Annotated in this window: 9 protein-coding genes; 5 read left to right on the forward strand and 4 right to left on the reverse strand. The window is 55.8% G+C overall.

Translation table 11 applies throughout. The annotated features are described in order from the left end of the window. Positions 1-5: 5 nt before the first annotated feature. The 3 genes from OQ371_RS11380 to nuoL form a co-directional block, all read right to left on the reverse strand. On the reverse strand, positions 6-911 hold the full coding sequence (locus tag OQ371_RS11380) for a prohibitin family protein (RefSeq protein ID WP_265993888.1): 906 nt from the start codon (positions 909-911) through the stop codon (positions 6-8). A 164-nt stretch (positions 912-1,075) separates the two neighbouring features. After that, complete coding sequence (locus OQ371_RS11385) at positions 1,076-2,737, reverse strand: complex I subunit 4 family protein (RefSeq protein ID WP_265993889.1); 1,662 nt, start codon at positions 2,735-2,737, stop codon at positions 1,076-1,078. A gap of 31 nt (positions 2,738-2,768) precedes the next feature. Further along, on the reverse strand, positions 2,769-4,685 hold the full coding sequence (gene nuoL, locus OQ371_RS11390; RefSeq protein ID WP_265993890.1) for an NADH-quinone oxidoreductase subunit L: 1,917 nt from the start codon (positions 4,683-4,685) through the stop codon (positions 2,769-2,771). Positions 4,686-4,964: 279 nt separating this feature from the next. On the opposite strand from nuoL, the gene OQ371_RS11395 reads away from it, so the two are divergent. Next, a complete protein-coding gene (locus OQ371_RS11395; protein WP_265993891.1) occupies positions 4,965-5,567 on the forward strand; it encodes an RNA polymerase sigma factor in 603 nt (200 codons plus the stop codon). A gap of 11 nt (positions 5,568-5,578) precedes the next feature. Here the strand turns inward: OQ371_RS11395 and OQ371_RS11400 are convergent, their stop codons facing one another. Further along, entirely contained in the window at positions 5,579-6,076 is a 498-nt protein-coding gene (locus OQ371_RS11400; protein WP_265993892.1) for an anthrone oxygenase family protein, read from the reverse strand. Between the two features lie 270 nt (positions 6,077-6,346). On the opposite strand from OQ371_RS11400, the gene OQ371_RS11405 reads away from it, so the two are divergent. From OQ371_RS11405 to OQ371_RS11420, 4 genes are read left to right on the forward strand one after another with little or no spacing between them, the layout of a single operon-like run. Further along, positions 6,347-7,438: a FecR family protein gene (locus tag OQ371_RS11405; RefSeq protein ID WP_265993893.1), complete on the forward strand. Its 1,092-nt coding sequence runs from the start codon at positions 6,347-6,349 to the stop codon at positions 7,436-7,438. A gap of 36 nt (positions 7,439-7,474) precedes the next feature. Next, positions 7,475-10,966: a TonB-dependent receptor gene (locus tag OQ371_RS11410; protein ID WP_265993894.1), complete on the forward strand. Its 3,492-nt coding sequence runs from the start codon at positions 7,475-7,477 to the stop codon at positions 10,964-10,966. Positions 10,967-10,979: 13 nt separating this feature from the next. Continuing rightward, positions 10,980-12,479: a RagB/SusD family nutrient uptake outer membrane protein gene (locus OQ371_RS11415; RefSeq protein ID WP_265993895.1), complete on the forward strand. Its 1,500-nt coding sequence runs from the start codon at positions 10,980-10,982 to the stop codon at positions 12,477-12,479. A 40-nt stretch (positions 12,480-12,519) separates the two neighbouring features. Beyond that, positions 12,520-13,590, forward strand: a complete 1,071-nt coding sequence (locus tag OQ371_RS11420; protein WP_265993896.1) for a LamG domain-containing protein — start codon at positions 12,520-12,522, stop codon at positions 13,588-13,590. Positions 13,591-13,623 lie beyond the last annotated feature (33 nt).

Raw genomic sequence — 13,623 nt, forward strand, 5'->3', positions numbered from 1 at the left:
GGCCTTTATTTGTCGTTTAGGATGAGGGGAACGTTGCCGCGACCGCCCAGCACCACAATCTTGCTATTGGGCGATGCGGCCAGTTCGCGCTGGGCCTTGATTTGCTCGTACTGCAACTGCTTGTCGGACAGACCCGTGGCCAGGATTTTTTGGTAATCAGCAATTCCCTGCGCTTCAACGCGTTTGCGCTCGGCTTCCTGCCGTTCTTTTTGCAGGACAAACTGCATTTTCTGCGCTTCCTGCTCGGCGTTGATCTTCGATTCGATGGTGGTTTTGACCGATGCGGGCAGGTTGATGTTCCGGATCAGCAGTTGCTCAAGCATGATGCCCCGTTTGCGAAGGTCGGATTCGATGGTTTTATAGATACGGTTTTGAAATTCATCGCGCTTGGTCGAGTAGAGCGAAACCGCGTCGTAGTAAACGGCGTTGTCGCGAATGCGGGTACGGGTGATGGGCCGCACCACTTTGTTGGAATAGTCGGAGCCAATGCTGCGGTAAATGTTGGGCGACTCGGTCGGAATCACGCTGTAGAGAACCGTCAAGTCGATGACTACCTCCAGGCCGTCGGCGGTCAGAACCCGGATGGCGTCGTCGCCCAGTTGCCCGCTCTCGTCGTGCGCCCCGGACATGGTGTAATTCTGGGTTTTGATGTCAAACTCCGTCACCGACACCAGCGGATTCACCACGTTCAGCCCGCTTTCCAGAATCCGGTTTTGAACACTCCCGAACAGACTTTGCACGCCCACCGTCCCGGCGTCGATCTGGCGAACCGATGAAGAAGCCAACCCCAGAACGATCAGAATAACCCCGATGACCTTCAACGGTCGGGAAAATCGGGAGAAGGTCAGCGATGGCGTATTGACGGCAAAACCGACGATCAGCGCCAGAATGCCAAGAATCAGAACAAACATAAAACAGCAGGATGGGGCTTAGGACTAAAACCGTTGGCTCTCGTGTCGATTTACCAGGTAGTAATGATACGAACTTTTAGCCACAGAACACAACCTACTGGCCGGACAAGTTGACAAAATGGATCTGCACCCCCTAACCCCTGTGGTTTGGGATGGGGAAGGCTCTACTCCACCGAAAACCGCTGAATCCACTCCGCCACGGTGGCGTTGGTCAGGTTGAAGAGCAGGTTGGGGAAAAGACCCAACAGCAGAGCAAGGGCCGCCAGCGGAATCAGCATCAGCCGTTCGCGGGCGTCGAGGTCAGGAAGAGGGTGGGTAGTTTCCGTGCGCGACCAGAGTGTCCCAAAAAACATGCGCTGGAGGGTCCACAGAAAATAAGCAGCTGCCAGAATAATGCCCAGGGTGGCAACGGCCGTCATCCAGCCGGGTAACCAGAGCGATTGAAAGCTGCCCATCAGCGTAAAAAGCTCGCCCACAAAACCCGGAAAGCCGGGCAAGCCGAGCGAGGCAAAAAAAGCAATGGCCGTTAGGGCCGTGTAACCCGGCATCGCACTGGCCAAACCCCGGTAACTGTCGATCCGCCGGTCGTGGGTCCGGTCGTAAATAACGCCGGTAAGCAAAAACAACATCGCCGACAGGATGCCGTGGCTCGCCATCTGGTAAACCGCGCCGTTGATCCCTTCCGACGTCAGCGAGGCAATGCCTAGCAGCACAAACCCCATGTGCGACACCGACGAATAAGCAATCATTTTTTTCAGATCGACCTGGGCCAGCGCGTTGAAACCGCCGTAGACAATGGAAATGACCCCTAGACCCGCCAGCAGCAGGGCGTACTCGGCCGCCCCGTCGGGAAACAGCCCCCAGCCGATGCGCAGAAAACCGTAACCGCCAATTTTGAGCAGAACACCCGCCAGCACGACCGATACCGGCGTTGGTGCCTCTACGTGGGCGTCGGGCAGCCAGGTGTGCACCGGAACAACGGGTAGTTTGATGGCAAAACCCAGAAAAACGCACAGAAACGCCAGCATCCGCGCCGGAATACCGAGCCAGACAATTTCACCGGACGGCCCCAGCAGCGAATCGGGCAGGTAGTTGCCGCCGTGGGTCATGTACCGCAAATCAAAGGTATGAACGATTTGCTGGGGCTGAATTTTGTAGTCAGCCAGCAGGTATTGCACCTGTTCAATCAGTTCGGCGGTGGCTTCCGAGCGGTCGCTGATGATGCCCATCTGAAGCGCCGTTTCGACTGGGTCCATTACCGACAGGTACAGGCTGATCATCACCAGCAGAATAAACACCGAACCCGCCAGCGTGTAGAGAAAAAACTTGATCGATGCGTACTCCCGGCGCGGTCCGCCCCACAAACCAATGAGGAAGTACATGGGCAGCAGCATGAACTCGAAGAACAGAAAAAATAAGAAAAAATCAAGCGCCAAAAAACAGCCGATGATGGTCGACGTTAGCAGCAGGTACAGCGAATGGTAGGCTTTCAACCGCTTTTCGATGGTCCAGGAAGAAACGGCCCCCACGAGCATCACCGCCCCGGTCAGCAGCACCAGCGGCAGACTGATTCCGTCGACACCGACCAGATAATCAATCGATACCAGACCGAGTGAACCCAGCGGCAGGCTGATCCAGTCAGCGCGTTCGAGCAACTGATAACTGGCCTGGGCGGGGTCGAAGGACGTGTAAACCGCTCCGCAGATCAGCAGTTCCAGAACGCAGACCGCCAGCGTAATCCACTTGTAGGTGTTTCTTAAACTGTCGGGCAGCAAAGCTACCAGCAACGAGCCAAGCAGCGGAAGAAAGATGAGTAGTGATAACATAGTATGGAGCCGGTAGCCGTAAGGATACCGACTAAATCAAGAACCAAAGAATCAAGATTAAACCAATGACGGCACTGGCGATGTACGATTGAACCCGCCCGTTTTGTACCGAACGCGTCAGACCGCCCAGCCGGTAGGCCAGCCACGACGCCCCGTTGACCAAGCCGTCGACAATGTTCCGATCAATCCAGCCGACGATGTGGGCCAGCACGACATTCCCCATCCCGATCAGGTTGACGATCTGATCGATAACCCGCTGGTCGAACCGGTAGGAAAACCGGGAGAACTGAACGAAAGGCCGGACGATCAGCCGTTTGTAAAAGCCGTCGAGATACCAGTTGTGCTCCGACAGGCGGCTTTGCGTCGTCGATTCCGGGATTACCGGCATCCGCCAGCCGAGCCAGTTGCCCAGCGCAGCCACGCTGACCGACAAAACTGCAATCCAGAGGTGTTCTTCGGGTTCGCCCAACGGCGGAAAAACCCGGAAAAACCAGCTGTGTCCGGCGGAGAGCGGGTTTCCGGCAAAAACAAAACCAATGGAGAGTGCCGCCAGGAGTAAAATCGGAACCGTCATCATCAGCCCGGATTCGTGCGCGGGGCTGTGGTGGGTCGCTTCCGGATTACGCACTTCTCCGAAGAAAACCAGCCGCCCCTGCCGGGCCATGTAACAGGCCGTCAGGCCGGACGATAAGACCGCCAGGACGGGAATCAGATAAGTCCAGCCGCCTTGCTGACCCGCCCACTGAAAGGCTCCCGTCAGGATGGCTTCTTTCGATAAAAACCCGGAGAACAGGGGCAGACCCGCCAGCGCGGCCGCACAAACCACCCAGCCCACGAAGGTCAGCGGCATGGCTTTTCGCAGACCGCCCATCCGGCGCATGTCCTGCGTATGAATACCGTGAATGACCGACCCCGCGGCCAGAAACAATCCCGCTTTAAAAAACGCGTGGGTGGTCAGGTGAAAAAGCGCGCCAACGGCGTTGCCGGTTCCCATGCCGACGACCATCAGCCCGAGTTGCGAAACGGTGGAGTAAGCCAGTACTTTTTTGATGTCGGTCTGGTACAGCGCCGAATAAGCCGCCATCAGCATCGTAACAGTGCCGATGAGCGTAATGATTAGCAGGGCGTCGGGCGTTAGCAGAAAATGAATCCGGGCCAGCAGGAAAATACCGGCGGCCACCATCGTTGCCGCGTGAATCAGGGCCGACACCGGCGTGGGACCTTCCATGGCGTCGGGCAGCCAGGTTGTGAGCGGAAATTGGGCAGATTTACCGATGCAACCGCAAAACAGACAAAGCCCGGTTAGCGTAGCCAGCCGACCTTCCGAAACAAAAAGATCGGGAAGTTCGCTCAGGTCGGTGGTGCCGGATTGGAAAAGCAACAGAAAAATGCCGAGCAGGAAACCCGCGTCGCCGATGCGGTTCATGAGGAACGCTTTCTTGGCAGCCGCGGCCGCTTCGGGTTTGCGGAACCAGAAACCGATCAGCAGGTACGACGCAAGGCCGACAAGTTCCCAGAACGCGTACATCATGATCAGGTTACCGGCCAGAACGATGCCCAGCATGGAACCGACAAACAGACTCAGAAAGCCGAAATACCGGTAACGGTCCGGCTCATCGTGTACGTAGGAGATGGAATAAACCTGCACCAGCAGGGCGATGAAGTGCACAATGACCAGCATTAGCAGCGTCAGGGCATCAACGCGGAAGGTGATGGGAACCGAACGTCCCGGAACGGCCATCCATTCTGTGCGCAGGGTCAGAAGTTCGGAACCCGTTTGGGCGGTTAGCCAGATCGACAAACCCAAACCGACCAGCGTCAGCACCGCGGCCGCACCGCCCACCCAGCCGTTGATGCGTCGACCGGCCAATAGCCAGGCGCTCCCGCTCAGAAACGGCAGAAGAATAAGGAGCCAGAGAAGATTTCGGACGGTATTTTCGTCAAGCATCGCGCAAGATACGTGTGGACGGTCGGCGGGGCAAATATCCTGAATAAACGGGCCAATAAAAACAATTCGTCAATATTATGGGGATTATAGGGTATTCGTACTATTTATCCTCAATTCATCAAGGTAATACAGCGAGTTTGAAAACCGGAAACTAAATAATCTGAACAAAGGGGAGAAACGAACCGTTTAAGCTGGGCTGTGTGCAAATATTTAAAACTATTTCTATAAAAAATGGTAGTTTTAATACGTTCAGCTTAAAGACCGCACGCACCACCGACTTTGGAACATCGCTTTACGCATACGGATGAAACTTACTGGCAAGCGATTCGGATGGGCGATAAAACCGCGCTGGAAGCTTTGGCAACCCGGTATTATCGTCCGCTGTTCCACTATTGTACCCGCTTCACCGCCAACCACGCGCTGATCGAAGATTGCCTGCAGGATCTGTTTCTGGAGATTTGGGAGAAGAAAACCGCCCTGACCGATGTTAAATCGGTGAAAGCGTATCTTTTCACGGCGGTTCGTCACAACATGCTGCACCGGGTTCGGCGCGACCATCTGTTTACGGCGTTTGATGAAACGGATGAGGCCGAAAACCCGATTTTTGACCCGGAACGGCTGCTGCTGGTCCACGAACACGAGCAAACGCAAAAGGACCTGCTCAAACAATCGCTGGACCAGTTGCCCCGGCGACAGCGCGAAGCCATCTACCTGCGCTATTACGAAGAACTCTCTTACGAAGAAATTGCGTCCGTGATGGGCCTGAACCGGCAGGTGGTGGCCAATTACCTGCAACACGCGCTGCTTACCCTGCGCAAACACTGCCGAAACGTGCTGCTGGATGGCTGGGTCGGAACGGTGTTGGCGCTGCTTTTCAGCTAACAAAGCGGTCGTTACGGTTCATCCGGGCTTAAACAGGCCAAAATGAAAAGCACCATCGCGGCTGCCGATGCCACCGATCGGACGGCATTGAGCCGGTTCCACGGCCCTTCAAACTGCGCTCGTTGCCGGGCTAATTCGTCGGCTGAGGTCGACAGCAGTTGCAGGGAATCCAGTTGATTATTCAGCGGAATATTGCCCAGAACGGTTACGCCAAACGCCCCAACCCAATACACCAGCGAAGCCGCAGCCAGCAACCAGAAACGCACGGACGTGGGGCGGCTGTACTGAAGCCACGCGCTGAGCGACAGAAAGAAAGGCGCTCCGAAGAAAGCAACGAAAAAGACAGGATTCTGAATGGTCCGGTTGATGGACTGAAAAGCCGTGAGGTAGTTCGTATCCGACAGGCGGCCCAGACCCAGGTTGACCGCGCAGGAAAAGGCGTAGAAAATTCCCGCCATCAGGGCCGTGGTGGTGCCCGCTACCATCAAAACGAAGTGTGTCAATTTCATAGGACTCGTGTTTTGTTTTTCGGCAAAACTCTTCAAACGATCGGTCGCAAAATAGAATGAAACCGACACCCACGGTCGTCTGGACACACGACGGTCGGCAGAAAATTTACCTTCTAGGATTTTTTTCAAAAGAGTATACGTCTGGCTTTCACGGTATTGTAGAGTTGTCCAGGATGTTTGTTACTTTTTTTTGAAAAAATTTCACAGAACCACGGTTACTTTTTTCGCCCATCTTCCTCATCGTCGCGTAAACGGCTTGCTGCCGACCTTTTGACCCGACTCAACGACGTGCAACCGCAGGACTTAATCGAAAACGAATCATTCCGGCGCTGGGTATTCCGGCCCACCGGGACGGACACGGCTTACTGGGAAACCTGGATGGCCGAACATCCCGACCACCGGGCGAACGCCGAGCTGGCCCGCCGGTTTCTGCTCAGTGCGAAGGGAGATTTGCCCCCCGTATCCGATCAAACCGTTAGCGCCAACGTGAAGCGGTTGCTGGTGGCTGTTGAGGACACGGAAGCCGATAGGGATCAGAATCGGCTGGGTAGATCGTGGTGGCGCCGTTCGTGGGCGCTCACGGGTGCAGCGGCCTCGGTGTTGCTGGTGGGCGGATTCTGGCTGCTGAGAAATTACAACCGAACCGAATCGGAGCGAAATGCCGTAGCGCAGAAACCCGCCGTTCGAATGATCGAGGTGACTAACGACAAAAACGAACCCCGGTTGGTGCGGCTGTCCGACGGTAGTCTGGTGCGGCTTCATACGAAGGCCCGGATTCAATTTCCGGAAACGTTTGCGGCCCAAAGCCGGGAAGTGCAGTTGAGCGGAACGGCTTTTTTTGAAGTGGCGAAAAATCCGGCTAAACCGTTTCTGGTTCACGCCCATTCACTGACGACGCGCGTGCTGGGAACCAGTTTCACGATTTACGCTCCGGCGCAGGGGGCCGATACCCGCGTGGTTGTTCGAACGGGGCGCGTGGCGGTTTACCTCCGTCCGGCGTTGGCCGCCCGGTCTGTCGCCGACTCGGCAACGGTTCTGCTGACGGCTAACCAGCAGGCCATTTACCATCCGGGCGACGTTCGGCCCGCCAGGGAGGAGGTGGCCCGAGGGGAGCGGGTAGCGAGCACCCGGTTTGCCTTCCGGCGGACTCCGCTGGCGCAGGTGTTTCAGCGTCTGGAACAAACCTACGGGATTCGCGTGCAGTATGACGCCCAGGCCGTTGCCCATTGTACGCTGACGGCGCAGCTCGACGAGCAATCGCTGTTTGAAAAACTGGATGTGATTACAACCAGCACGGGAACCAGCTATGAACTGGCCGACGACGGAACAATTCGGATCCAACCCGGAAGCGGCTGTCAGTAAGTGAAAAAAGATACCCTGTAACCACCCATTAGTGACATGAAAAAACGCATACTTTCCTTTCCTGAAATCCGAGGGCGATGGCTGGGAACCGTGCTGGCGGGGGCTTTCCTGCTGATGGGGCTGGTCAATGGTCTGCTGGCGCGACCTGCCTCCGGCCAAAACCCGCTCAAACGACCCATCAGCCTGACAATTGCGAACCAGCCGATGGAAGCTGTTCTGCAACACGTGGAGAAGGCGGCTGATGTAACGTTTGCGTACAGTTACGAAATCGTCCGCGCCGACCGCCGGGTGAGCCTCAACGTTCGAAATGAGCGGCTGGGTACGATTCTGAGTACGTTGCTCGACCCAATTCAGGTGACGTACGAAGTAGTGGGCAACCGCATGATTGTACTCAAAAAGAAATTGTCCGAACCGGCGGGGGTTAAATCCGGCAGTGCAAACACGGGGTTGAGCCGTCCGGAAACCAATTTAACCGCGTCGCTTGAACCGATGGTGATTGAAAAGACGGTTTCGGGACAGGTGGTCGATGAGAAAAATGAGCCGATGCCGGGCGTCAACGTCGTCCTGAAAGGCACGACGGTCGGCAGCACCACCGACGTCGAAGGAAAATACCGCATCAACGTGCCCGACAACGGCGGTACCCTGCAATTTTCGTTTATCGGTTATCTGACGCAGGAGACTGTTATCGGTAACCGCACGACGGTGAATGTCACGCTGGCGGTGGATGATAAAACCCTGTCGGAAGTGGTGGTGGTGGGCTACGGGACGCAGAAAAAAGCGGACTTGACGGGCGCGGTTTCGACCATTTCCTCCAAAGATATTGACCGCTTACCGGTGGCCGGTATCGACCAGGCGCTTCAGGGAAAAGCCGCCGGGGTGCGGGTCACGCAGTCGACGGGCGCACCGGGTGAGGGCGTGGCCGTGCGGATTCGCGGGGTCGGGACCATCAACGACAACAGTCCGCTGTTCGTCATCGACGGCGTGCCGACCAAAGATCCCTTCAGCATTCTGAACCCGGCGGATATTGAAAGTATGTCGGTGTTGAAAGATGCGTCGTCGTCGGCGATCTACGGGTCGCGGGCGGCCAACGGGGTGATTGTGGTTACGACCAAACGCGGCCGCAGCGGGGTTCCGCGCATTGCCTTCAACAGCTACGCGGGCGTTCAGCAGCACGGGCGGCTGATTCCGATGGCCAACACCGCTGAGTACGTCCGGATTTTTAACGAATCGGTGGAAAACGACAACGTGGGTGTGGATAACCCCAGCCTGCAGCGAAGACCGATTCCGGCGGATGCTCAACTGGCCGATACCGACTGGCAGAAGGCTATTTTCCGCCCGGCCATGATTCAGAACTACCAGCTGTCGATCAGCGGGGGCAACGAAAAATCGCACTACCTGCTGTCGGGCAACTACTTCGATCAGAAAGGGATTATTCTGAATTCGGCTTACAAACGCTACAGCCTGCGGACCAGCATCGATACCGACATTGCCGGAAAAGTGAAAGTCGGGACCAATTTGAACCTGACTTTTTCCGACCGCAACATTGTGGGAAGTTCGGGTGATGGCTACGGCGGCAACGGCGGAAGTATTGTTCGGTACGCTTTGTTCCGGTCGCCCGCCATCCCAATTTACGACCAGAACGGTAATTATACCGATCTGCCGTCGAGTCCGGCGCTGTACGGCGATGGCTATAACCCCGTTGGGCTGGCCGAGAAGCAGGACAACAAAGAGCGGCAATACCGGGTGTTTGGAAACCTGTTTGGTGAGTGGCAGGTACTCCGGAACCTGCGGTTTCGCTCGGACGGCGGTCTGGATGTGAACGTCATTAACCGGAAAGTCTTCAACGAAAATTGGGGGACGAACGGACGCATCAACAGCCCGGCTTCGCTGACCAATCAGGTGGCGTTAATCAGTACGCTGAACTGGAACAACACGCTGACCTACAGTCGCGTATTCAACGACGTGCACGACCTTTCGGTGCTGGTCGGGACGGAAGCGATTCACAACGTTAGCCGGACCATCGGCGGCTCCGACCGCAACTACATCGATCAGGTCGAAAACCTGCGCTACCTCGGCCGGGGCATTGATCCGACGGGCAAAACCAGCTTCGAAGGCGATTCGCGCTGGGCGTTGTTTTCGCTGTTTGGCCGGGTCAACTACGCCTATAACAACAAGTACCTGTTCACGGCCAACATCCGGCGCGATGGGTCTTCGCGGTTCTCGGCACAAAATCGGTACGGAACGTTCTTTTCCGGTTCAGTAGGCTGGAACATCGACCAGGAAAACTTTTTCAAGCCGTTATCCGGCGTCATGTCGCAGCTGAAACTGCGGGCGAGCGTCGGGCAGCTGGGTAACCAGGACATTGGCAATTACCCGTTTGCTTCGATTGTAGCGGGCGGTTACAACTATCCATTGGGCGATCCGCTGCAGAATACGCCGGGTTACACCATCGTCAGCCGGGGCAACACAAACGTTAAATGGGAGTCGTCGACGCAAACCGACATTGGCCTGGAAACCGGCTTTTGGGGCAACAAAATCCAGTTGACCGCCGATTATTTTATCAAAACCACTTCCGACATGCTGATTCCGGTGCCGGTACCGAAGTCGGGCGGAGCCGCCGGAGCGCCCTACGTCAACGCCGGAAAAGTGGAAAACCGGGGGCTGGAACTGGACCTGATTTATCAGGATAAAAAGGGCGAATTTAGCTATGATGTCACCGCCAACGTGTCGTTCATCAAAAACAAGCTGCTCTCGCTCAGCGACGGGCGGCCCATTCCCGGCGGGCGCATCGACAATGGGGTGTTTGCCACGCTGACCGAGCCGGGCTACCCCATCGGTTCGTTTTACCTGCTCCAGCAGGAAGGTATCTTCCAGTCCGAAGCCGACATTTTCACCAGCGCATTTCAGGGCAACACCATTCGCCCCGGCGACGTGAAATTCAAAGACATCAACGGCGACGGGTTGATCAACCAGCAGGATCGCTCGCACGTGGGCAGCCCGATTCCGACGCTTTTGTACGGCTTAACGGCAAATCTCGCCTGGAAAGGATTTGACCTGTCGGCGTTCTTCCAGGGCGTATCGGGCAATAAAATTTATTACCAGGTTGCCACCGACATCGAAGGTTTTTACCGCGCTTTCAACATCACCAAACGGGTGGTCGACGAGCACTGGACGGGGCCGGGCACGAGCAATACCCAGCCGCGGGTGTCGTGGAAAGGGTCGGCCAACAACAAACAACCTTCCACCCGCTTCCTGGAAGACGGGGCCTACACCCGGCTCAAAAACCTGCAGATCGGTTACACGCTGCCCGCTAAAGTGAGCAAGAGGTTTGGTTCGTCCAGCACGCGGGTGTATGTGAGCGGGCAGAACCTGCTGACGTTCACGAAGTACCCCGGTCTGGACCCCGAAATGCAGACCAGCAACAACGTGAACAACGAGCCGTTCAAGGGCGACGTAGCCGTCGGAATCGACTGGGGAACCTACCCCACGGCCAAGATTTACATGATCGGTTTAAACGTAAACTTCTGACGAACAAAATCGTATGAAGCGAATTCAAGCTCTGATAATAGCAACGGCTTTTCTGGGAATGACCAGCAGTTGCAGCGATTTTCTGAACGAAGAAGTCCGGGCTGATTACCCCGAATCGGCCTTCTACCAGACGCAGGCACAGGCCGTGCTGGCAATGAATGCCGCCTACGTGCCGCTGGCGTTTTCGACCGACCGCAACCGGCTGTGGGTTTTCGGCGATGTAGCCTCCGACGATGCCGCCAAAGGCGGTGATCCGGGCGACCAGGCCGACATTGGTTTGATCGACGATTTCCAGATTTTTCCGAGCAACGGCGCGGTTGAATCGCAATGGGGGGAGTGGTACGAGGGCATCAGCCGCTGCAACATCGTACTGCAGAAAGTACCCGGCATTACCATGAGCGCCGACATTAAAAACCGGATTCTGGGCGAAGCACGGTTTCTGCGAGCGTTGTATTACTTCTACCTGGTCAACACCTACGGACCGGTGCCGGTATTGCTCGAACCGAAAAATCCGGAAGAACTACAGATTGCGCAGTCGCCGGTCGAGGAGATTTACACCCGCGTGATTGAAGCTGACCTGGCCGAAGCGATCAAAAACCTGCCAGCCGCCCACTCGGGTTCGGACGTAGGCCGGGCTACCAAAGGCGCGGCTACGGCTTTGCTGGCAAAAGCCTATCTGTACCAGAAAAAATGGCAGCCAGCCGCCGAAACAGCCGCGCAGGTGCAGGCCCTTGGCGACTACGAACTGCTGCCGGTATACCGCCAGAATTTTGACCAGAATTTCAAGAACAACAAGGAAGCCATTTTCTCGGTCCAGCACCTGACCAATCAGGTTCCGTTCATGGGAAACCGTCTGAACCAGTGGTTTGCGCCCCGCCAGAACGAAAACGGCTACTTCTTTAATGCTCCCACGCCCGATTTCGTGGCCGAGTTTGAGAAAACCAGCGCGGGTGTAGTAGACCCCCGGCTCGATTATACCGTGGCCCGGGCGGGCAAACCCTGGATCGACGGCACGCCCTACGACCCAACCTGGTCGCCCACCGGTTACCTGAACAAAAAACACGTACAGCCGCTGTCGGAAGTGTCGAAAAGCACTAAAGCGGACGGCAACCTGAATTACGTGATGATCCGGTACGCGGACGTGCTGCTCTGGCAGGCCGAAGCCCTCAACGAGTTGGGCCGCTCTGCCGAAGCCCTGACTTTTCTGAACCAGGTGCGGAAACGGGCGCGCGAAAGTTACCTGCACGATTCCACCCTCGACTCCACGGCGGTTCCGGCCGGGTTGCTGCCCAACATTGTGATTACGAATCAGTCGGCCCTGCGCGAAGCCATTTACCACGAACGGCGCGTCGAACTGGGCTTTGAATTTCACCGGTATTATGATCTGATGCGCTGGGGCAAGGAATACGCGGAAAATGCGCTGAAAGACAAGCCGTCGTTCCAGTACGCTACCAGCCGGTATTTTCCGATTCCGCAGAGTGAGCGGGACACCAACAAGGGCTTGAAATTTTGAATTTTATCTATTTAATAATCCAAATCAGTAGCCAATTTTTATGAAAAAGACTCCGTTTGCAATCCGCAAGTTATTTTGGGGGCTGGCCGCTCTTCTGATGGTCCTGACCTTTGCCCAATCCTGTAAAACTGATAATGACGAACCGTCGGCACCGTCGGTGGATAAAGCCAAACTGAAGGCCCGGCTGGACAGTACCAGCGCGGTTTATGATGCGGCCGTGGAAGGAACCGCCGTGGGGCAGTACGAAGCCGGCTCCAAAGCCACCTTCAAAACCGCCATTGACAACGCCCGGACGGTTAACAACGATGCGGCTACCACCCAGACCGCTGTTAACAACGCGTACGTGAACCTGGGCCAGGCCTGGACAACGTTCCTGAGCAAGCAGGTGCAGGAGATTGCGCCCGCCAACCTAGTGGCCTATTACAAATTTGACGGGAACGCCAACGACGCATCCGGGAAAAATAACAACGGAACGATCAAAACCGGTAGTGCAATCTGGGGCGCTGGTACGGTTACGCCCACGAAAGACCGTTTTGGGGCCGACGCCAAGGCGTACCACTTTGACAAGGGCGGTAACATTGAAGTGCCTTATAACTCATCGCTGAACCCGGCGAAAGAAATTGCCATCAGCATGTGGGTGAAAAGCGATTCGATACGCCCCAGCAATTACCTGTTGTCCCTGAACCGTTGGAATGGTTTCAAAGTTCAGTTGCAGGAAGCTAACAAAGTATTCTTTACGGTTAAAACCACAGCCGGTCCCAAAGATAAAGACGATGAAACCGTTACGCTGGATAAGGGCAAATGGTACCACATTGCGGTTACTTACAAATCCGGTGATATGAGTTTTTACATCGACGGAACGCTGATTAAAAGCTGGCCGGATGTGACTGGAGATTTGGCCGCAGTTAAGAATACCATCAACATGACTATTGGTCAGGATCTGCCAACCAACCTGTACAACAACAGTGAAAAAGACGATGCGGACGGGAACAACTTCTACGGGCCGTGGGGCGGCTTCTTCACCGGCGACATGGACGATATTCGCATCTACAACGTAGCCCTGAGCAGCACGCAGGTCAAATCGATCTACACGGCTGAAAAAGGACAATAAAAAAGAGTTGTTTCGCAGCGTTGAGCGGAGCTT

The organism is Larkinella insperata (assembly GCF_026248825.1).
GTDB lineage: Bacteria > Bacteroidota > Bacteroidia > Cytophagales > Spirosomataceae > Larkinella > Larkinella insperata.

What these genes read in the sequence shown, in the direction of transcription:
- nuoL (WP_265993890.1), bottom strand. Translation starts at nt 4,685, where the DNA reads ATGCTTGACGAAAATACCGTCCGAAATCTTCTCTGGCTCCTTATTCTT.
- OQ371_RS11420 (WP_265993896.1), top strand. Translation starts at nt 12,520, where the DNA reads ATGAAAAAGACTCCGTTTGCAATCCGCAAGTTATTTTGGGGGCTGGCC.
- OQ371_RS11400 (WP_265993892.1), bottom strand. Translation starts at nt 6,076, where the DNA reads ATGAAATTGACACACTTCGTTTTGATGGTAGCGGGCACCACCACGGCC.
- OQ371_RS11415 (WP_265993895.1), top strand. Translation starts at nt 10,980, where the DNA reads ATGAAGCGAATTCAAGCTCTGATAATAGCAACGGCTTTTCTGGGAATG.
- OQ371_RS11385 (WP_265993889.1), bottom strand. Translation starts at nt 2,737, where the DNA reads ATGTTATCACTACTCATCTTTCTTCCGCTGCTTGGCTCGTTGCTGGTA.
- OQ371_RS11410 (WP_265993894.1), top strand. Translation starts at nt 7,475, where the DNA reads ATGAAAAAACGCATACTTTCCTTTCCTGAAATCCGAGGGCGATGGCTG.
- OQ371_RS11380 (WP_265993888.1), bottom strand. Translation starts at nt 911, where the DNA reads ATGTTTGTTCTGATTCTTGGCATTCTGGCGCTGATCGTCGGTTTTGCC.